The following is a 21,098-nucleotide window of genomic DNA, read 5'->3' as shown; positions in this document are numbered from 1 at the left end:
CCCACCCTTGCCTAGAACGACAACCGCCCCGCTACGAACCGTACTAATCCAACTACAGACAGCACTTAGCCACCGCCCGCCGAAGCGCCATCAACCCCAACTGGCTGACCTGCATCGACGGAGTGCAGACGCACAAGCAGGCTCACGTGCATCGACCCTTGCGCGGTGAAACTCGTTCTTTTAGGCACCGGAAGCCTTTCCTTGAGCGGTGGCGCCCCTTGGCTGGCATCGTTGCCGGGCCAGCAAACGCTGACAACAGCGGTTGAGGCGCTCACAAGCCGCTCACCAACCTCGCGCCCACAGGACCACAGGTTGGTAGCCCCGCGAACCGCAGCGCGTTAGTCACCCTGCACACCTGCACACCTGCACATCGCAGCACGCCAATCACCCCGCACACCACAGCACGCCAGTCACCCTGCACACCGCAGTACGTCAATCGCTCTGCACACCACAGCGTCTTTGTCGCCGAGCAGGCCGCAGCGAGCCGGTCGCTGCGCAGACCGCAGCACGCCAATCACCCCGCAGACCGCAGCACGCCAATCCCACTGCACCACAGCGCCTTCGTCGCCCAGCAGACCGCAGCGAGCCAGTCGCTGCGCAGACCGCAGCACGCCAATCACCCCGCACACCACAGCACGTCAATCCCACTGCACCACAGCGCCTTCGTCGCCCAGCAGACCGCAGCGAGCCAGCCGCTGTGCAGACCGCAGCACGTTAATCGCTCTGCAGGCTGCTTACTCCCTCGATCAGTAGCGAGCGGAAGACCTTGTCTGCGGCAAGTTCTTTGTCGAACACCGTCTCGATCGACAGCATCGCATCGACCAGCCCGGCCGCTCCCGGACCGGCCGACGTGGCGGCTTCCCGCAACCGCGCCGCCTGCGGATCGTCCAGCGCCAACTCCCGCCCGTTCGCATCCCGCCCGGTGGCGACATAGACCATCCAGCCTGCCACCGCGAGCGAGGCGATCCGCGGCTCCGCTCCGGCTTCGAGCCGATCGCGAACCGTCCCCAACAACCTGACCGGCAGCTTCACCGACCCATCCATGGCAACCTGCGCCGTCCGATGCTTCAACGCCGGATTCGCGAATCGCTCAAGCACACTCGTCCCGTACGCCGCGAGATCAAGCCCCTCAGGAGGAGTCAGAGTCGGAACGACGTCCCGCGTCATCAACTCACCCGCCAGCTCGGCGAGCTCGACGTCGCGAACCGCCTCGGCAATGGTCTCGTATCCCCGAAGACCACCCAGGTACGCCAGCATCGAGTGGGTAGCGTTCAGCATCCGGAGCTTGGCCTGCTCCCACGGCGCGACATCTTCCGTGAGCACAGCACCAGCCCGCTCCCAAGCCGGCCGCGCACCCGCGAAATCGTCCTCGATCACCCACTGGATGAACGGCTCCGCAACAACCAGCGCCTCATCCCGTACGCCGAGCAGCCGCGCGGCTTCCTCCCGGTCGGCGTCCGTCGTCGCCGGCACGATCCGATCCACCATGCTCGCCGGAAAGCGCGTCGACTCCAACTGCCCCGCGAGCCGCGCAGCCAGATTGCCCGACGAGCTGCCGATCGCGACAACGCCAGCTCGCTCCCCCGCCGGCTCGCCATGCGTACCAAGCTTGCTCTGCCTGCCATCTTCGAGCACCGATCTGCCGTCCACTGACCGGGACCGAACGGATCCAAGGGCGGCCGCGTAGTCCTCCATCAAGCGGCGCAGGAAGGGGCCATTGGCAACCAAGTTGTCGCAGGACAGAACTGTGAGCGGTCCGGCTCCAGTCTCCGCTCGCCGAATCAAACCGGCGGCCAGCTGACCGACCACCGTGCGCGGCGGCCTGCCGGCCAAGTCGGCCTGGATCTCGGGATCGGCCAGATCGAGCCCGCCGCCCGCGACGGCCCGATATCCCTTCTCGGTCACGGTCAACGTCACCACTGCCACTGCCGGATCGGCGATTCGCGCCACGACCGCGGCCGGGGCCTCCGGCGCGGTCGACACTTCCCGCATGCTTCCAATCACCTGCAGGGAAGGCGAATCGAGGCCGCGGGTGAGTACGGAGTACAGGCCGTCCTGCGGCGCCAGCTGCTGCCGCACCGACGCCGACCGCTGGCTCACGCCGCTGATGCCCCACCGACTCTCGCCGGTCATCGCCGCGGCCCGCTCGGTGAAGACTGCCTGATGCGCCCGGTGGAAGGCCCCGAGACCGAGGTGCACGATCCCGATGCTCAAACCCCGTGGATCGACCTCCGGCGCCCACTCGACCGGAAGACTCCGCGAACTCAACCGCTCCATCATCCGCAAACCTCCACCGCTCGGGCCGGATGGGCCTGTGATTCTTCAAGAGTCGCGACATGACCGGCACCGCCGAGACCGCCGACGGAAAGCAAGGCGGCAGAAACGCCAAGCCTCACGGCGTCGATCAACGGGTCGCCGAGGGCAAGCCGCGCCGTGACCGTACCGGCAAACGAGTCACTGGCACCCATCTGATCAACTACCACCGGCGTCCTCCGTTTCAGGGGTGTGCGGAGTCGGGTGCCACGCCGCTGGAGGCCCGCACCATCAGTTCGCCGTGCAGAGTTGCGCGAAGGCTGATCGAACCGGGATCGCGATCCTCCAGCAGTCCGAGCAGCAACTCGACGGCAAGCCGGCCGGACTTCTGCTTCGGCAACCGCACGGTGGTCAGGGCGGGGCGGGCCATCCGGGACATGGCGATGTCGTCGATGCCGACCACACTGAGGTCGTCAGGCACCGAGATTCCCCGCGCATGCAGTCGAGCCAGCAGCCCGATCGCGACCAGATCGTTGTAGGCGATCACCGCGGTCGCGCGGGTGGCGACCACCTGGTCGGCGGCGGCCATACCTCCCTCGTAGGTGGGCTGGAACGAACCGACCGGAGCCAGCTCGACCCGGTGGTCGTGCACCGCGGAGTACAGCCCGATCTTGCGGTGCCGGTTGGACCAGGATGCCTTCGGCCCACCGACCCACGCGATCCTGCGATGGCCGAGCGCGACAAGGTGGTCAACCGCCAGCCGCATTCCTTCTTCGTTGTCGAACGTCACCGCGGGAACGCCCTCGACGAGCCGGTTGATCAGCACGACGTTGGTCTCCTGCGCGATGCCGATGAGCTCGTGGTCGGACGACCGCGGCGAACACAGGATCAGTCCGTCGACCTGTTTGGCCAGCGCCCGCACCAGACCGATCTCGGCAGCTGCGTCCTCGTCGGAGTCGGCCAGGAAGACCGCCACATCGGACTCGACGGCGCGGGCCTGGACACCCTTGACCACGCTCGGGAAGAACGGGTTCGCGAGGTCGGGCACGACCAGGCCGATGTTGCCGGTTCGACCGGTGATCAGTCCACGGGCTGCCTTGTTCGGCGCGTAACCGAGGCTGTCGGCGGCAGCCATCACCCGGGCGCGGGTCGTGGGGTTGACCACGTGCGGCAGCGAAAGCGCCCGCGAGACGGTGGATGGGGAGACGCCGGCCAGGCGCGCGACATCGCGAATCGTTGCGGGCATGGCCACCTCCCTATCGCTCACAGGCACTGCGACGCGGTGCCGTGGAGCGAGTCTGCAATCCTTTGCAACACTGTGTCAAGTGGTCCTTCCGCGCTCTGTGGAAAGCGCTCGATTTTCTTTATTTCCTGGACTTGTGTCACGCTTTGATCACTGCAATCCTTTGCAGCACACGTTGCAGCCGATACCTGACGGAGGACTCATGCCGAAGGCTCTGCAGCCCCACCCGGACCGCGCCCTGCCCGCCGGCGAGGCGCGCGATGTCGCCCGGCGGATCCATGAATCGACCCGGTCGCTGCCACTGCTCTGCCTGCATGGGCATGTTGATGCTGCCTTGTTCGCTGCGGACGAGGCATTCGGCAATCCAGCCGACCTGCTGGTCGTGCCGGACCACTACGTGACCCGCATGCTCATATCCCAAGGCGTTTCGCCCGACCGGCTGGGCCTCCCCCGTCTCGACGGCACCCGGACGGCCGAGCCACGCGAGATCTGGCGGGAGTTCTGCTCCCACTGGCACCTCTTCCTCGGTACGCCGAGCAGGTACTGGCTCGAGCACGAGTTCGCCGAAGTCCTCGGGCTGACGGTCGCACCATCCGCCGAGACGGCCGACGACTTGTACGACGAGATCTCCGCGCGTCTGAAGGAGCCGGAGTTCCGGCCTCGCGCGTTGCTCGACCGGTTCGGGATCGAGGTCATCTCGACCACCGATGCGGCGACCGACGATCTCGCTCAGCACGCGAAGATCGCGGCCGACCTGCCCGGCCGGGTGATCCCGACCTTCCGTCCCGACGCGTTGGTTCACCTCGACCGGCCCGGCTGGAGCGACCTCGCCGGTCAACTCGGCGAACTGGCTGGCGCCGACACCTCGTCGTACGAGGGCTACCTGGAGGCGCTCAGGCAACGGCGGCAGGCGTTCATCGCGGCCGGCGCTTTGGCTACCGACCACGGGCATCTGAGCGCGGCGGCTACACCGCTGGAGCAGGGCGAGGCGGCGCGTATCTATGCGTCCGCTCTGCGAGGCGAGGTGTCCGCGGTTGATGCGGCCGCCTTCGCTGGGCACATGTTGTTCCAGATGGCGGCGATCTCTGCCGAGGACGGACTCGTGATGCAACTGCATCCGGGCGTACTACGGGATCACGATCCGGCGATCCACTCGACGTACGGGCCCGACCAGGGGCACGACATTCCGGTGGCGGCCGAGTTCACCCGGTCGCTGCGGCCGCTGCTGGAGCGCTTCGGTCATGCCGAGGGGTTTCGGATGGTGTTGTTCACGGTGGACGAGACTGTCTACTCGCGTGAGCTCGCACCGCTGGCGGGGGTCTATCCGAGCCTGCGGCTGGGTGCGCCTTGGTGGTTCCTCGACAGCCCGGATGGGATGCGCCGGTTCCGCGAATTGGTGACCGAGACAGCCGGCTTCTACAACACTTCCGGCTTCGTCGACGACACACGCGCCTTCCTGTCGATCCCGGCCCGCCATGACCTGGCACGGCGGATCGACGCCGGCTACCTTGCCAAACTCGTCGTCGAACACCGCCTCGACGAGGACGACGCCTTTCAGGTGGCCCAAGACCTCGCCTACAACCTCGCCGCTACGACCTACGCCCGCCGAAGGTAGCACCCTGCTTGTCAGCAGGCCTGCTTGAGAATTGAGACGGCTTGTCTGGCCATCCTGATGCGGCAGATGCGGCACCTGACCAAGGCCGCAGGAGCACAGAGGTCCGGTGCGTTCCTCTGTGAGGGTCGTTGCTGATGACCCTCGCGGCGGTAGTCTCTCGCTCACTTGTCGCTCGGAAACGGAGGATCGATCCAATGGCTTCGCTCATCGAGGACATCGACGCATCCGCGGAGATGATCTCGTACGCTCTCCAGTCGTCCGGCTACCAGGCGGACTTCAGCGCGCAGAGCCTGTGGTCGATCGATCGGTTCTTCGACGACAACTCAGACCGTGGGCAACCGACGCCGGGCGGCCTGCTGGCGACCGACCTCGGTTCGCGGATCTTCGCGCTGGGTGCCTACGTCGGCGAAGTCTTCCGACGCAACGCCGGCGGCACCTGGCAGGCGAACGACGAGGATCCGCGGAACGAGATCAACGTCGAGCTGACCCTGGCCGACGGCGCCACGATCTGGCCCGTCCAACGCGTCATGAAGCGCTACCAGAACGGCCCCGAGGACAGCATCGCCATCTACGCAACAGCACTCGGTCTGAACGTCGGCCCAGCACCCCAGCCTGTTCAACCGCAGAATCCGCCACAGCCGGCCACAAAGCGCCGGTTCTTCGACCGCTGGCGCTAACCCCTTCGACGAGACCCCTCCTCGGGCACGCAGTTCGCACACGCTCCCCCGGCGCAGTTCGCAGGCGCGGGGCACACAGGTCGTATCCGCTCCTCGGTCCCGCGCGTCGTACGCGCTGTTCGGGTGCGCAGTTGGTCGCGCTGTTCGGGTGCGCAGCTGGTCGCGCTGCTCGGGTACGCCGTTGTACGCACCGCTCGGGTACGCGCGTCGTACGCGCCTCGGGTACGCCGTTGTACGCGCCTCGGGTACGCGCGTCGTACGCGCCTCGGGTACGCGCGTCGTACGCGCCTCGGGTACGCCGTTGTACGCGCCGCTCGGGTACGCGCGTCGTACGCGCCTCGGGTACGCGCGTCGTACGCGCCTCGGGTACGCCGTTGTACGCGCCGCTCGGGTACGCGCGTCGTACGCGCCTCGGGTACGCCGTTGTACGCGCTGCTCGGGTACGCCGTTGCTCGCGCCGCTCGGGTACGCGCGTCGTACGCGCCTCGGGTACGCCGTTGTACGCGCCGCTCGGGTACGCCGTTGCTCGCGCTGCTCGGGCACGCGTGTCGCACGCGCTGCTCGGGTACGCCGTTGGTCGCGCTGCTCGGGTACGCAGTTGGGCGCGCTCGTTGGGCGGGGGGTAAGTGCGTGCTGGTGGGTTGTGGGGTGGTGGTGGCATCTGGGGTGGGAATGGGGGAGACTGGGCGCGGGTGACGGGGAGTTACCGGGGGCTAAGTTGACGGGGTGCCTGCGTGGGTGCGGGTGATCACAGCTGGGGGGCTGGTGTGCTGGAGGAAGTTACGCGTATGCAGTGGCGCGCGGTCGAGGAGCGACGGGCTGGGTCGCCGGTGGTTTGTCCCTGCGATCGGACCGTTGCGGATGTTCGGCTGGCGCTGCTGGGGGTGAGGTTGCCGTTCGCGGTATTGGGGGATGTCACTGCGGGTGAGTCTCCGGGTGACGGACGGGTGCGGATTCCGGCTTCTGAGGACGAGATCGCTCGTGGGCTTGCGGCGGGCGAGGTTGTGGTTGGTGACTGTGAGTCGACGCCGGTTGCTGTGCTGAGCGAGCTTTCGTCGGCGGCGGGCGCGGGGCAGGGGTGGATCGAGGGGCGGCTGGCGGGCGTTGGTGAGGGCGTCGAGTTGCCTGACGCCGAGGGGCGGACGCGGGTTGTTGTGGTGGCGGCGCGGCCGTTGACCGAACTTGACGTTGAAGGCGTGCGTCGGCTTGGGGCGGATGACGTGGTGCTGGTCGTGCCTGCGGGAGGTACCAGTCCGGATGGGGTGCCTGCTGCAGTACTTAGGCACTGCCTGGAGGTGGTAGCGCCGGCGGATTTCACGCTGGTGCCGCTTCCTGTGAGCTGGCGTGGGACAGGCGTCGATGAAGCGCTGGGAGCCGCGATCGCTGCCAGGCTTGAAGGAACGCACCTTTGGCGTCTGCGTTCGGCGGCGGAAGCTGGCGCGCACGAGGCTGACTCGCGGCAGGCGGACTCGCCGGAGGCTGACTCGCACGAGGCGGACTCGCAGGAGGCGGACTCTCAGGAGGCGGACTCGCACGCGGCTGACTCGCGGGACGCGGACGCCCGGGTGGCGGACGCGCGGGGCGGTGATGGGCTTTGGGTTGAAGGTCTCGAACGGTTGCGTGAGGCAACCAGTGAGCTGGCTGGTAGCGCGGATGTGTTGCTGGACAAGGTGATGCCTGTGCTCAGTCGGTGGCGGCCGCCTCGGCGGGAGCGTGGGGTGGTGGTGTTCTTCACCGGGTTCTCGGGGTCGGGGAAGTCGACGCTGGCCAAGGGGCTGGCGGATTACCTGACCGCGCAGGTGGATCGGGCTGTGACGTTGCTGGATGGGGACGTCGTACGGCGGTTGCTGTCGTCGGGGCTCGGGTTCGATCGGGCTGGGCGGGATCTGAACGTGCGGCGGATCGGGTTCGTGGCGGCTGAGGTCGCGCGGCACGGTGGGATCGCGGTGTGCGCGCCGATCGCGCCGTACGCCGAATCGCGGGCCGCCGTTCGCGAGATGGTTGAAGCGGTTGGAGATCTCGTGCTGGTTCACGTCGCGACGTCGCTGGAAGAGTGCGAGCGGCGGGACGTGAAAGGGCTGTACAAGAAGGCGCGGGCTGGTGTGGTCACGCAGTTCACGGGGATCAGCGACCCGTACGACGAGCCGCTGGACGCCGAACTGCGGGTGGACACGACTGGGGCCTCCTTCGATGAGTCGCTGGCCGTCATCACCGGTTATCTCGAGGCAGGCGGCTGGCTGCCAACGCAGATCGCGCGGGTCGCGCAGAGCGCGGAGGCCGCGCGGGTCGCGCAGAGCGCGGAGGCCGCGCAGGTCGCGCAGAGCGCGGAGGCCGCGCAGGTCGCGCAGAGCGCGGAGGCCGCGCAGGTCGCGCAGGTCGCGCAGGTCGCGCAGAGCGCGCAGAGCGCGGAGAGCGCGGAGAGCGCGCGGGTCACGCAGCAGGATGCGGAGAGCGCGGAGAGCGGGCAGGGCGCGCGGGGGGCGGAGGGCTTGCCTGGGGGGCAGGGGTTGGCGGTTGATGTGCAAGTGGAGGGGTGAGCTGTGGATTGGGGGTTGGCGGCTGCGGCGTTTGGGGTGGGCGTTGTGGTTGGGCTGACTGGGATGGGTGGGGGCGCGTTGATGACGCCCGTGTTGGTGTTGTTTTTCGGCGTGCCGCCGCTTGCTGCTGTTTCCAGCGACCTCGTCGCGAGTGCGGTGATGAAGCCGGTTGGGGCGGCGGTTCATCTCAAGCGGGGCACTGTTCACCTCAAGCTCGTCGGCTGGTTGTGTGTGGGGTCGATCCCGGCGGCGTTCGGCGGTGTGCTCATCGCCAGGGCGCTCGGCGACGGCGAAGAAGTGCAGACGATCATCCAGCGGGCGCTCGGCGTCGCGCTGTTGATCGCCGCGACCGGACTGGCTGTCCGCGCGTACATCCGCCTGGTCGAGCGCGCCCGCAAGCGCGACGGTCTGCTCCCGCCACTCCCCCAGGGCCGGCCGAAGCTCACCGCCCGGCCGCTCCCAACGATCCTTGTCGGGGTGCTCGGCGGCCTCGTTGTCGGCCTGACCTCAGTTGGTTCGGGTTCGCTGATCATCATCGCGCTGATGGCGCTCTACCCGGGCCTGAAAGCGAGCGAACTGGTCGGCACCGACCTGCTGCAGGCCGTGCCGCTGGTCGCCTCGGCCGCGCTGGGGCATCTGCTGTTCGGCGAATTCCAACTCAATCTGACCGCCGCGATGCTGGTCGGCTGCGTGCCGGGCGTCTGGCTGGGCGCACGGATCTCGTCCCGCGCGCCGGGCGGCCTGATCCGCCGCGTCCTCGCCTTCGTGCTGCTGGCCTCCGCGCTGAAGCTCCTGGGCGTACCGAATGCCGCGACCGGACTGGCCTTGCTCGGCGCCGCCCTGATCGCGCCGCCGCTGTGGATGCTGGTCCGCCGCCGCCACGGCTTCCCGATGCTCGCCCGAGCCGACGCCGCTCCCGACGCAACAGACGCAACCGACGCAACAGGGGCAACCGCCGGCACCACCACCGACGGGACCACCCCGCCAGACCAACTCGAACAGAAGGTTCAAAGCTGATGAGCACGGTCGTCTTCGAGAGCTGGCGGGGCAAGTACGCTGACAGTCCGCGCGCGGTCTCCGAGCGCCTCGGCGTACTCCGCCCCGACCTGCGCCGCATCTGGGTCGTCTCCGACCAGGATGTGGAGCTCCCCGACGACGTGGGCCGCGTGGTCCGCAACACCCCGGCGTACTTCGCCCGGATCGCCGCAGCGAAGTACTTCCTCAACAACGACATGATGCCGCGCTACCCGCTGAAGACGAGCAGGACGACGTACGTGCAGCTGTGGCACGGGACGCCGCTCAAGCGGGTCGGCTTCGATGTCCCAGACGCCCAGTACGACGGAGCAGATCTCTACGCCAAACGCCTCGCCAGAGACGTCAAGCGGTGGGACTACCTCGTCTCACCGAACCACTTCTCGACCGAGAAGCTCTCAAGTGCCTTCCGGTACGACGGATCGGTGCTCGAAATCGGCTACCCGCGCAACGACGCGCTCTCCGGGCCGAACGCCGCCGAACTCCGGGACAAGACCCGCGCCGAGCTCGGCCTCTCCCCCAGCGCCCGCGCGGTCCTCTACACCCCCACCTGGCGCGACGACGCGCTCACCGGGACGGCCAAGCCGAACCCTCTGGCCGCCGAGGTCGAGCAGGTGCTCGCCAATACGCCGGAAGACACCGTTCTGCTGTTCCGGTTCCACCACCTGGTCGCGGCGTCGTCGCCGGTGCCGCGGCATCCCCGCGTGCTGGACGTGAGCAGTCACCCGGACATCCAGGCGCTCTACCTGGCCTCCGATCTGATGATCACCGACTACTCGTCGACGATGTTCGACTTCGCGATCACCGGCCGGCCGATGATCTTCTACACCTACGACCTGGCCGGCTACCGCGACCAGCTCCGCGGCTTCTACTTCGATTTGGAGGCCGAGGCGCCCGGGCCGCTCGTGACGACGACGGCTGAGCTGACCGCGGTACTGAACGACGAAGAGTCGCTCCGGACGTCGTACGCCGGAGCGTACGACGCCTTTCGCGCGAAGTACTGCCATCTCGACGACGGCCACGCCACGGATCGCCTGATCGAGGCCGTCTTCCAGTAGAACTCAGCTGCGCTCGTAGCTGATGTTGTCGAGCAGGCCGTTGAATTGGTCCGTGGACGAGCCGATGATCTCGCCGTCCTCGCCGATCTTGGCGCCGACCGACAGCGGCTCCGAGCCGATCATGTCGAGCGTGCCGATCGGGCCGGTCTTCTCGAGCGTCTCCGGCGGCTGGTTCGTCTCCAGATCCTGAACGGTCAGTTTGACGGTCTTGTCCGCCCGGTGACAGGTCAGCCGGTACCACTTCGACGGGTTCAGCAACGCCTTGGACTTCACCACGACCGCACCGTCGGTCCCGCGGATCACACACGAGGCGTGGTGTTTGTCGACCTGGATCTTGTACTGCGCGGCGTCGGCGTACAGCCCGCGTTGCATCACGTTGTCCCCGTTGTCGATCGCGGTCCCGTTGGACTTCGCGTCCAGCCGGATGTCGGCGCCGAAGGTGAAATCCGACAAGCCGGGCGACAGCCACTCCTCCGGCTCGATCCGAAGCGCGCTGAACGAGCCGCTGGTCTCCCCCGAGTACGGCGGTGTCCGCAGCGCGATACCGCCCTGGTGACCCGTCACGAAGGTCGCCTTCTGCTTGTTGCGGCTGAGCAGGGAGATCTCCGCCGCGGCCGATCCCTCACCGATGATGTCCCGGCCCGCAGCGGGTCCCGGCTCCTGGTCGTCGAAGGTGATCAGCAATTGTGGATTGGGCGGCGGCGTGGTCGTGACCGCCGCCGTGTCGTCGTTCTCCGCGCCGGCCGCCGACCCGCACGACGGCACCGCTGCCAGCGCGACCACCGTCACGCCGGCAGTTCCCCATTTGGTCATCCAGCCCGGCATCCGCCACCTCCTGGCCGAAGCGTAATCCCCCTGCCCGGAGGATGCGTGAATCACCGCGGACTCAGCAGGACTGTCCATGCCGTGGCCGACGGACTCGAGCTGTTCGCCGTCGCCGTCAGGCCGCCCTGCGGTCCGGTCGGTACGGCGGCGCCGCGGTCCGTCAGCAGGGTCGAGATGTACCCGTTCGGGACCCCGAACGACGTACCGCGAACCTGCTCGCCGGCCGGGGCCGTCCACGACGTCGTCGCCGACGACTTGTCCGCCCAGTAGGAGACCCGCCACGCACCGGCGATCGTGTTGTTCACGACCGGAGTGGTGTGCCCAGCGCGGGTCACCGTCTCGTTCATCGAGTCGAAGGCGCCGACCGGAGCGGTCAGGCTGGTCCCCGAGTACGCCGCGACCGTCATCCCTGCCTTGCTGTACGCCGAAAGGTTCACCGACACGTCCTTGCCGGCGTCACCGGCGTCGGCGACCTTCTGCCAGACCCTGGTCACGTATCCGGAGCCGTTGAGCGTCCTGACCAGGTTCCACCCCGTGACCCCGGTCGGACCGGTCAGGGTCGCCGTGGTGTTCTGGGTGAAGAACAACAGCAGTCCGTCACCCGCACTGGTCGACGGCGGCACCGTCACCGTGTGCGTGAGCGCGTTCTGGTTGGACGAGTTCGCTCCCACGAACTCGATCGGGTTCGCCACACTCGACACGACCTGCGGCCGGCTGTCGGTCCCGGTGGCGCCGTCGTCGTCGGTCACCGTCAGCGTGACCGTGTAGGTCCCGCTCGCGGCGTACGTGTGCGAAGCCGTCGGTCCGGTCGCCGTTTCACCGTCGCCGAAGTCCCACGCGTACGACGTGATGCTGCCGTCCGGGTCGCTGGAAGCGGCCCCGTCGAAACTGCAGGCGAGCAGGTCGCAGCTGGCTCCCCACGAAGCCGACGGGCGGATGTTAGGCACCGGACCACTGCCGGCGTACAGGAACGTGCCCTGCGAACGCCAGTCCTGGCCGTCGATACCAGGTCCACTGGTGACCACCGCGGTGCCGGCGACCGGGACGTTGTTGGCGAAGTTGACCCGATGCAGGTTGCCGTCCGCGCTGGTTCCCCAGTAGAGCTGGTTGCCGGACAGGAACATGCCGGACACCTGGCTCCAGTTGATGCCGGTGATGTTGCCGCTGGCCACGAACCGGGAAGCACCGATGATCTGGCTCTCCGGCGTGAAGTAGCGGTAGTAGAGCGACGACTGACCGGCCACGGTGTAGAACAGCCGCCCGTTGCTGAAGAACATCCCCGTGAGGTTGCGCAGATCGGTGGCGAACGCGGTCAGTCCCAGCAGGTTCACTGTGCTTGCAGAGCCGAACGTGGTGCCGTTGTACGACCTGCGCGTCAAGGTGCCGTCGGAGTTGCCGGTGTAGAGGATGCCGTCGATCATCACGGCACCCCGGGCGTTGGTGAAGTTCGCAGTACCGGTGTCGACCGTACTGGCGTCGCCGGCCGTCGTTCCGTCGTACTGGCGGACTGTCGTGGTGGCACCAAGCCGGTAGACGGGGCCCGGCAGTTGGCCGGTGTACCCCGGTGGGGGCGTCAGCGACGAGTTCGGGAACATCGCCAGCCGGCCGTGGAACTCGGAGTTCCGTCCGACCCGGTCGGTGTCGCTGCCCATCAGCAGGCCGCCCGGGACCGAGGTCAGGTCGAAAACGCCGGCACCGCGGGTCCTGGTCGGGTTCCACGAGTAGGGCAGGCCGTTCAGCGGGTCCAGTGCGGCCAGCCCTTCCCGGGACACCGCGCCGGGAGCGGCAGCGTTGCTTCCTCCGGTGTTGTTGAGCCAGCGCTGGTGACCGCCGACGTACACGGCGACGCCGGTGACGGCGACGCTCCACAGCGTGTCACCACCGGTGTAGTCGATCCAGGTGGGCTGCTGGTTGCCGCCGGTCGGTGCCGTCTCCCAGCGGGAGGCCGAGTCACACAGCTTGTCGGGCGGAGTGCCGCCGGTGGTCACGACGACGAAGTACGCGCCGTCCGGGGAGAAGTCGACGTCGTGCACGTAGGTCAGGAACTGCGACGAGCAGTTGGGCTCGAAGCGCGGGGTCGACCAGTTCCGGACGGTGGCCGAGGTGGCGTTCAGGTCCAGCATCACGATCTGGGTCCGGGACAGCCCGCCGACCACCGAGAAGTTGCCGAGCGCAATCAGTTTGGTGCCGTCCGGGGTGATGTCGAACTTGTCGACCTGCAGGGCGCCGCCGCGGACCGGCGAGCCGAAGGTGATGTTGAGATACGGGTCGACCGCGCCGGTCTCCGGGCTCACGGTCGCCATCAAGGTGCGGCTCACACCACCGACCGACGAGAACGGGCCACCGATGAAGATCCGCCCGGCGGACATCTTCATGTCGTAGACCGAACTGTTCACCGATGGCCGGAAGGTGCTGTTCAGGACTCCGTCGGCCAGGTTGATCCTGGCCAGCCGTGGCCTGCTGGTCCCGTTCACGGTGCTGAAACTGCCGCCCACGTACACGGACAAGCCGTCCTCGCTCGGCAGCAAGGTCTCCACCGCACCGTTCAGCGTCGGCAGGAAGCCGTTGTCGAGTGCGCCGGTGGTGGCGTTGTAGGCGAAGATGCTGCGCCGGGCGATCTGCGTCGAGCTGGTGGCCGAGCGGATCGTGGTGAAGGTGCCACCGACGATCACCCGGTTGCCTACCTGGATCAGCGCATGCACTTCGCCGTCGAGCGCGTGTGGCGTCCAGTCGACCGGGTCGTCGCTGACGATCGTGCTCTTCGGCAACTGAACGGCGTCGGCCGAACGGCCCGACCCGACGGTCAGCAGCGTGCCCACCAAGGCGAGCGCGACTGCGGACAACAGCAACAGCGAACGGCGTAATGCCATACGTGGAACCCCCTGGCTGAGCGGGCCCGATGGAGCGCCGACGGCGCTTCCCCCCACCGGGTCCGCTGGATTTCTGTGATGGTGCCGGCATCTCGCTCCGCGGGAAGAGCACCGGCCCACCGGTTGCCCCGCTACAAAAACCCCCTAGGCGGGAGCCACCACTACGCTGAACATCAGCGCCTTTGCCGAGGCCGAGTCCGCGGTAGCGGTCAGCCCTCCGACAGTGCCCGGTGCCAGCGGTCCGCTGTCACCGGTGAGTGCTGTGATCCGGCCGGAACCGGAGCCAGGGGAAGCCAGCCGGACCACCAGGCCGGCGGGCGGCGCCAGCGCGGTCGTCGCGGAGGACTTCTCACCCCAGTAGCTGATCAGGCGCGAACCATCCACCGTCGCCGTCACGGTCGGCGTCGTGTGGGTCGTCTGCAAGACGGTTTCGCTGCCGGCCGCCGATGCGGACACCGTGCCGTCGGTACCCCGGTAGGCGACCAGAGTCGCGTTGGCCTTCGTGAGTGCGGAGGTCGCGACCAGAGCCTGCGTCCCCGCGTCGCCGGCGGTCGCGAGCTTGCGCCAGACCCGGCCGCTCTGCCCGCTCGAGGCGATGGTCTGAACCTGGGTCCAGCCCGCCGGCCCGGTCACCGTCGGCGCCGGATCGTTGTCGGCGAAGAAGAGCAGCAGCAGGTCGCCTGCGGCCACTGCGGACGGCACGGTCACCGGGAACTGGGTCGCGTTCGTGTTCACGCCGTTGGCGCCGACGAAGGTCACCGCCCCGGCGTTCTGGCTGACCGTCACGTTCTGCGAGGCCTGCCCTGTCGCACCGCCGTTGTCCGTCACGGTCAGCGTGACCGAGTAGCTGCCCGCGGCGGCGTACGTGTGGCTCGGGCTCGTACCCGTGCCGGTGTTGCCGTCACCGAAGTTCCAGGCGTACGACGTGATGGTGCCGTCCGGGTCGGTCGAGCCGGCCGAGGAGAAGCTGCAGCTCAGGTTGCTGCAGGTCGACCCGACATGCGCCACCGGCGGCTGATTCGGCGGCGCACCGGCGCCCTGCATCAGGAACAGCGACCGCGCCCGCCACTCGTCCGTGGACACGACAACAGAAGAACCGGTCGGTACGCCGGTCGCGCTGGACCAGCCCGCTCGCTGCAGACCACCACCGGCCGAGCTGGCCCAGTAGATCGAGCCGCCCGTCACGAACATGCCGTTCATCTGCGACCAGGTGATGCCCGCGATGTTGCCGGTGGCAGTGAAGCGCATCGCGCCGACCACGCCGCTCTCCGGCGTGAAGTACCGGTAGAACAAGCTGGTCTGGCCGGCGAGCGTGTAGTAGATCCGGCCTGCGTCGAAGAACAGACCCGTGATCTGGGCGACCTCGCTGTGCCAGGTGCTCATGTTCACGATCAGGTCGCCGGTGTTGATCGCGGACGCGGCTCCGAAGGTGCTGCCGTTGTAGCTGCGGCGGTTGAAGCTGCCGTCCGACCAGCCGGCGTACAGGAAGCCGTTGAGCATGAACGCGCCGCGGTTCGTACTCCAGGCGATCCCGCCGGCACCGACTGCTGTTCGGGTGCCGAAGGTCGTGCCGTCGTACGGCGTGCGGTTGATCAGGTCGGACGCGGGATTGCGAGGTCCGGCCAGGTAGATGTCACCTGGCAGGGTGGGCGTCAGGTTCGGCGCGACAACGGTGCCGCCGGCGAGCGGGAAGAACGCGATCCGCGGGTGGTACTCGAAGTTCGCGCCCAGGTGCTCGGTGTCCGAACCGACCCACAGGCCGGCCGAGGTGGAGAACAGGTCGAAGACGCCGACGCCGCGTTCCCGGGTCGGGTTCCAGGAGAACGGCAGGCCGTTCGCCGGGTCGAGGGCCGCGATGCCCTGCCGCGAGACAGCACCCTGGCCGGGGCTGTCGCCCGCGAAGGGGTTGTTCTGCCAGCGCTGGTGACCGCCGACGTACACGGCGGTTCCGGTGATGGCGACCGCATAGGTGGTGTCGCCGCCGGTGTTGTCCAGCCAGTAGTAGCCGAGCCCGCTGCCCCGCGCGCCGGTGTTGAAGCGCGCGGTCGAGTCGCACGCGATCCCGGCACCGCCGTACGCGCCGGTGGTCGAGACGACGAAGTACGAGCCGTCCGGCGAGAAGTCGAGGTCGCGCATGTACGTCTCGAAGGACCGCGAGCAGGCGGTGTTGTAGAAGTCGGTCTGCCAGTTCTCGACCGCCGCGGTCGCGCCGGTGAGGTTCAGCATGAAGATCTGGTGGTGCTTGACCGCCGAGATGGTGTCGAAGTTCCCGATCCCGACCAGGTGGCTGCCGTCGGGAGTGACGTCCATCTTGATCACGGTGGTCACGCCGCCGTTGTGCAGGCCGGCGATGGACAGCCGCATGAACGCGTCGAAGGCGCCGGTGGTGGCGTTCACCGTGGCCAGCGCGACCTGCGGCTGGCTCTGCACGGTGGTGAAGTTGCCGGCCAGCCAGAGCCGGTTGCCGACCAGGCGCATGTCCTTGATCCGGCCGTTCAGCTTGGGGGCCTTGAAGGTCGGGTCGAGCGCACCGGTAGTCGCGTTGATCCGCGCGGTGCTCGGCGAGCCGGCGCCGCTGACGTTGTTGAAGTACCCGCCGATGTAGACCGTGGAACTGTCGGCCGAGGGGATGATCGTGGTGACTTCACCGTCGGGATTGGGCACGAAGCTCGTGCTGATCGCGCCGGTGGCCGCGTCGAACGCGGCCAGGTTGTTCCGGGTCAGGATCGGCCCACCGGTCGCGGCCTGGATCTGGGTGAAGGTGCCGCCGATCAGGATCGTGTTGCCGACCTGCAGGATGGCTTTCACCGCGCCGTTCAGCACGTTCGGGGTGAAGTTCGCCGGATCGGCGCTCACCACCCGGTCCTGTGGAACGTGGACGGCCTGACTGGCCTGGACCGGGACCACCCAGGCCAGCACGGCCACGGCGATCGCGAGCATCACGGAAACAGCACGGCTGCGCACAAGATCCTCCCCCAAAAACCGCCGCGCAGAATACCCGGCGGATACCACTGAAAACCGGTGAATTGTGGCGCCCCAACTACCACAAGTCACGGAGCACAAATCCCCTGTCGTCGGTATATCGGGAATTGTCTGGAGCTGTTACAGCGGGAGCGGCCGGTGACCGCTCCCGCTGTAATTCGTGATCAACTCGGCGCGACGACCACCGAGAACATCAGCGCCTTCGCCGACGCGGAGTCGGCGGTGGCGGTCAGGCCACCGAGAGTTCCCGCTGCCAGCGGACCGCTGTCGCCGGTCAGCGACGTGATCCGGCCCGATCCGGAACCGCTCGACGCGGCCCGCACCGTCAGCCCGGCCGGCGGCACCATCGAGGTCGTCGCGGACGACTTCTCCCCCCAGTAGCTGACCAGTCGCGCACCGGATACCGAGGACACCACGGTCGGTGTCGTGTGGGTCGTCCGGTTGACCGTCTCGCTGCCCGCGGCCGAAGCCGCAACCGGCGTAGTACCGGAGATTCCGGAGTAGGCCAGCAGGGTGAGGTCGGCCTTGGTGACCGCCGACGTGTTCACCCGGACCTGGCTGCCGGCGTCGGTGGCGGTGGCCGTCTTGCGCCAGACGCGACCGTTCTGGTTCGTCGACGAGACGGTCTGGACCTGCGTCCAGCCGGCCGGCCCGGTCACCGAAGGCGCCGGATCGTTGTCACTGAAGAACAACAGCAACAGGTCCCCCGCGGACACCCCGGCCGGAACGGTCACGGTGAACTGCGAGACGTTCGCGTTCAGGTTGTCCGATCCCTTGAAGGTGATCGGATCCGAGTTCGCCGTCGCCGACCGGGTGGTGCTGTCGGTGCCGCCCTCGCCGTCGTTGACAGTGAGGCCGACGGTGAAGGTGCCCGTCGCGGCGTACGTGTGCGAGGCCGTCACGCCGGTCGCGGTACCGCCGTCGCCGAACGTCCACGCGTACGAGGCGATCGGGCCGTCCGGATCGGTCGAACCCGATCCGTCCACCGAACAGGTCAGCCCGGCACACGAAACGGTGAAGGACGCGGTCGGTGTCGCATTGACGTGCGTCACCGTGACCGATTGCGTCGCCTGCGCGGTACCCCCGTCGTTGTCGGTCACCGTCAAGGTCGCCGTGTAGGTGCCGGCCGCCGGGTAGCGGTGCGCCGGGCTCGCCCCGGTGTCCGTGCCGCCGTCACCGAAGTTCCACGCGTACGACGTGATGGTGCCGTCCGGGTCGGTCGAACCGGCCGAGGAGAAGGTGCAGTTGAGATCGTTGCAGGTGACACCCGTGTGCGCGACCGGCAGCTGGTTCGGCGGAGTGCCGTTCGTGGACTGGAACAGGAACAAGGTGTGCGCCCGCCAGTCGTCGGTGGACACCGTGGTGGACGATCCTGTCGGCGCACCGGTCGCGGACGACCAGTCGGAGCGTCGCAGGTTGCCGTCCGCCGAGCTCGCCCAGTAGATCGACGAGGGCGTGATGAACATGCCGTTCACCTTGGCGAAGTCGACGCCGGCGACGTTGCCGGTCGCGGTGAAGCGGTACGAGCCGACGACCCCGCTCTCCGGCGTGAAGTACCGGTAGTAGAGGTTCGACTGGCCGGCCAGCGTGTAGTAGAGCCTGCCCGCGTCGAAGAACATGCCGCTGATCTGGCTGACTTCGCTGTGCCAGTCGGTCATCGGGACCAGCGCATCGGCGGTGTTGATGGCCGTCGCTGCGCCGAAGGTGGTGCCGTCGTACGTGCGGCGCGTGAAGCTGCCGTCCGAGGAACCGGCGTATAGGACGCCGTTGAGCATGAAGGCGCCACGGTTGTCGCGCCAGCTGATCCCGCCGTTCGGGGTCGAGGTGTGCGCCCCGAACGTGGTCCCGTCGTACGCCGTCCTCGTCACCGCGTCGGCTGCGCCGGTGTCGGTCAGGTCGGTGCGGACGATCTCGATGCCGTTGATCAGCGGGTTCTCCACCACGTTGCTCAGGCTGAGGTCCACGCTGCCGTCACTGGTGATGTCGAACGACTTCATCGTGCCGGTCTGGTCACCCACGTCGGCGACGATGTCGTAGTCGTTGAGCACCGTGGTGCCCTCCAGCGACACGTCGAAGACGCGCTGGCCGACCGACGAGGTGCCGCCGTACCGGTTGGCGAAGTACAGGCGGACCTGCAGCGGTACGCCGTTCGGAACCGGGAAGTTCCAGGTCTGCGCACCCCATCGCTCGGTGTCGAAGATCGCCCGGGGCGTGGAGGCCGGAACCGTCGCGGCGACGTTCGGAACGGGACCGTAGCCGGCCGTGTTGCTGCCCGAGCCGTGGTGTGGATCCGGCGAAGCGCCCGTATCGGCGGCCCAGTCGGAACCGCCGTCGGCGGCACCGAGCGCGTCACCGGCCGCGTTCACGCGGTAGAGGATGCTCGGGCTCGCGGCCGGGCCACGCGGACCGGCGGCGTAGATGTTGTTCGGCAGCCAGGAAGTGTTGTTCGGCTTGACCACCGTGCCACCGGCGAGCGGGAAGAACGCGATCCGCGGGTGGTACTCGAAGTTCGCGCCCAGGTGCTCGGTGTCCGAACCGACCCACAAGCCGGTCGAGGTGGAGTAGAGGTCGAAGACGCCGACGCCGCGTTCGCGGGTCGGGTTCCAGGAGAACGGCAGGCCGTTCGCCGGATCGAGGGCAGCGATGCCCTGCCGGGAAACCGCGCCCGGACCAGGGCTGTCGCCCGCGAACGGGTTGTTCTGCCAGCGCTGGTGACCGCCGACGTACACGGCCGTGCCGGTCGCAGCCACGGCGTACGTCGTGTCGCCGCCGGTGTTGTCGATCCAGCGATAGGACAGGTTGCTACCGCGAACACTGGTCTCCCAGCGGGAGGTCGAGTCACAGGCGACGTTCGCGCCGCCGTACGCGCCGGTGGTGGAGATGACGAAGTACGAGCCGTCCGGGGAAATGTCCAGGTCGCGCATGTAGGTCTGGAAAGCGCCTGAGCAACCCGTGGTGTAGAAGTTGGTCTGCCAGTTCTCCACTGCGGCGCTCGTGCCGGTGAGGTTCAGCATGAACACCTGGTGGTGCTGGGCACCCTCGATGTCGTTGAAGTTGCCGATGGCAACCAGTTCGCTGCCGTCCGGGGTGACGTCCATCTTCATCACGGTCGGCACGCCGCCGTTGTGCACGCCGGCGATGGACAGGCCCATGAACGGGTCGAAGGCGCCGGTGGTCGCGTTGACGGTGGCCAGTGCGGCTTGTGGCTGGTCCTGCACTGTGGTGAAGTAGCCAGCCAGCCAGAGCCGGTTGCCGACCAGACGCATGTCCTTGATCCGGCCGTCCAGCTTCGGCGGCTTGAAAGTGGTGATCCGGGCGCCGGTGGTGGCGTTGATCCGGGCGGTGCTCGGCGAGCCGGCGCCGCTGACGTTGTTGAAGTACCCGCCGATGTAGACGCTCGAGCCGTCACCGGCCGGAATAATCGTGGTGACCTCGCCGTCGGGATTCGGCACGAACGTGGTGCTGATCGCACCAGTGGTGGCGTCGAACGCGGCCAGGTTGTTCCGGGTCAGGATCGGTCCCCCGGTCGACGCCTGGATCTGGTGGAAGTCACCCCCGATCAGGATCGTGTTGCCGATCTGCTGGATGGACTCCACCGAGCCGTCCAGCACGTTCGGGGTGAAGTTCGCCGGATCGGCGCTCACCAACCGGTCCTGTGGAACGTGAACGGCCTGGCTTGCCTGGACCGGGATCACCCAGGCCGGCACCGCCAGGGCGATCGCGAGCATGACGGAATAGACACTTCTTCGCACGAGTTCCTCCCCCGGCCGGCGCACGAGCGTGCACCGGCCCCTGCCCCTGATTACCGGCACCGAGATCCGGTGGCGGTCCCCCTTACACGGAGAGTTAACACCCGCCGGGCGGCTCCGTCAGCACTTCGCCGGGAAATGATCCAGGTTTGTTTTTGACCTGCCACAGGAGCAATCCTGCCAACACCCGGCGTGACAAAGTCTGGCAATTCGATAACGCCGGCACGGGTTCTTCAAGAATGCGCTCCGAGCGGAAA

12 protein-coding genes are annotated in these 21,098 nt (G+C 67.9%); 5 read left to right on the top strand and 7 right to left on the bottom strand.

The window, feature by feature from the left end; genetic code table 11:
• Positions 1-714: 714 nt before the first annotated feature.
• From DIZ26_RS38280 to DIZ26_RS11475, 3 genes are read right to left on the bottom strand one after another with little or no spacing between them, the layout of a single operon-like run.
• Positions 715-2,280, bottom strand: coding sequence for a mannitol dehydrogenase family protein (locus DIZ26_RS38280; RefSeq protein WP_232828269.1), 1,566 nt, complete (start codon positions 2,278-2,280; stop codon positions 715-717).
• Entirely contained in the window at positions 2,277-2,483 is a 207-nt protein-coding gene (locus DIZ26_RS11480; RefSeq protein WP_269815383.1) for a hypothetical protein, read from the bottom strand. The genes DIZ26_RS38280 and DIZ26_RS11480 overlap by 4 nt, the downstream gene beginning before the upstream one ends.
• Before the next feature lie 14 nt (positions 2,484-2,497).
• Positions 2,498-3,499 carry a LacI family DNA-binding transcriptional regulator gene (locus DIZ26_RS11475; RefSeq protein ID WP_112240237.1) on the bottom strand — a complete coding sequence of 334 codons (1,002 nt, stop codon included), beginning with the start codon at positions 3,497-3,499 and terminating at the stop codon, positions 2,498-2,500.
• 199 nt (positions 3,500-3,698) lie between these two features.
• On the opposite strand from DIZ26_RS11475, the gene uxaC reads away from it, so the two are divergent.
• From uxaC to DIZ26_RS11445, 5 genes are all read left to right on the top strand, one after another.
• Complete coding sequence (gene uxaC / locus DIZ26_RS11470; protein WP_112240235.1) at positions 3,699-5,111, top strand: glucuronate isomerase; 1,413 nt, start codon at positions 3,699-3,701, stop codon at positions 5,109-5,111.
• A gap of 194 nt (positions 5,112-5,305) precedes the next feature.
• Positions 5,306-5,788: a hypothetical protein gene (locus DIZ26_RS38275; protein ID WP_232828267.1), complete on the top strand. Its 483-nt coding sequence runs from the start codon at positions 5,306-5,308 to the stop codon at positions 5,786-5,788.
• 947 nt (positions 5,789-6,735) lie between these two features.
• The gene (cysC, locus tag DIZ26_RS38595; protein WP_269815382.1) at positions 6,736-8,325 is read left to right on the top strand and encodes an adenylyl-sulfate kinase; all 1,590 of its coding nucleotides are present in this window, start codon (positions 6,736-6,738) and stop codon (positions 8,323-8,325) included.
• 3 nt (positions 8,326-8,328) lie between these two features.
• Positions 8,329-9,342 carry a sulfite exporter TauE/SafE family protein gene (locus tag DIZ26_RS11450; RefSeq protein WP_112240233.1) on the top strand — a complete coding sequence of 338 codons (1,014 nt, stop codon included), beginning with the start codon at positions 8,329-8,331 and terminating at the stop codon, positions 9,340-9,342.
• On the top strand, positions 9,342-10,415 hold the full coding sequence (locus DIZ26_RS11445) for a CDP-glycerol glycerophosphotransferase family protein (RefSeq protein WP_112240231.1): 1,074 nt from the start codon (positions 9,342-9,344) through the stop codon (positions 10,413-10,415). Before DIZ26_RS11450 ends, DIZ26_RS11445 begins: the two co-directional genes overlap by 1 nt.
• Before the next feature lie 3 nt (positions 10,416-10,418).
• On the opposite strand, the gene DIZ26_RS11440 is transcribed toward DIZ26_RS11445, so the two are convergent.
• The 4 genes from DIZ26_RS11440 to DIZ26_RS11425 form a co-directional block, all read right to left on the bottom strand.
• Positions 10,419-11,240 (bottom strand): LamG domain-containing protein, encoded by an 822-nt coding sequence (locus DIZ26_RS11440; RefSeq protein ID WP_157979682.1) that lies wholly within the window; start codon positions 11,238-11,240, stop codon positions 10,419-10,421.
• Positions 11,241-11,290: 50 nt separating this feature from the next.
• A complete protein-coding gene (locus DIZ26_RS11435) occupies positions 11,291-14,110 on the bottom strand; it encodes a PKD domain-containing protein (protein ID WP_112240227.1) in 2,820 nt (939 codons plus the stop codon).
• 144 nt (positions 14,111-14,254) lie between these two features.
• Entirely contained in the window at positions 14,255-17,074 is a 2,820-nt protein-coding gene (locus DIZ26_RS11430; protein WP_232828266.1) for a PKD domain-containing protein, read from the bottom strand.
• Between the two features lie 182 nt (positions 17,075-17,256).
• A complete protein-coding gene (locus DIZ26_RS11425; protein WP_232828265.1) occupies positions 17,257-20,844 on the bottom strand; it encodes a PKD domain-containing protein in 3,588 nt (1,195 codons plus the stop codon).
• Between the last annotated feature and the right edge of the window lie 254 nt (positions 20,845-21,098).

The sequence above is a fragment of the Kribbella monticola genome (genome assembly GCF_003261635.1).
GTDB lineage: Bacteria > Actinomycetota > Actinomycetes > Propionibacteriales > Kribbellaceae > Kribbella > Kribbella monticola.
The sequence above is the reverse complement of the archived record's forward strand: the minus strand, read 5'-3'. Positions and strand labels throughout refer to the sequence as shown.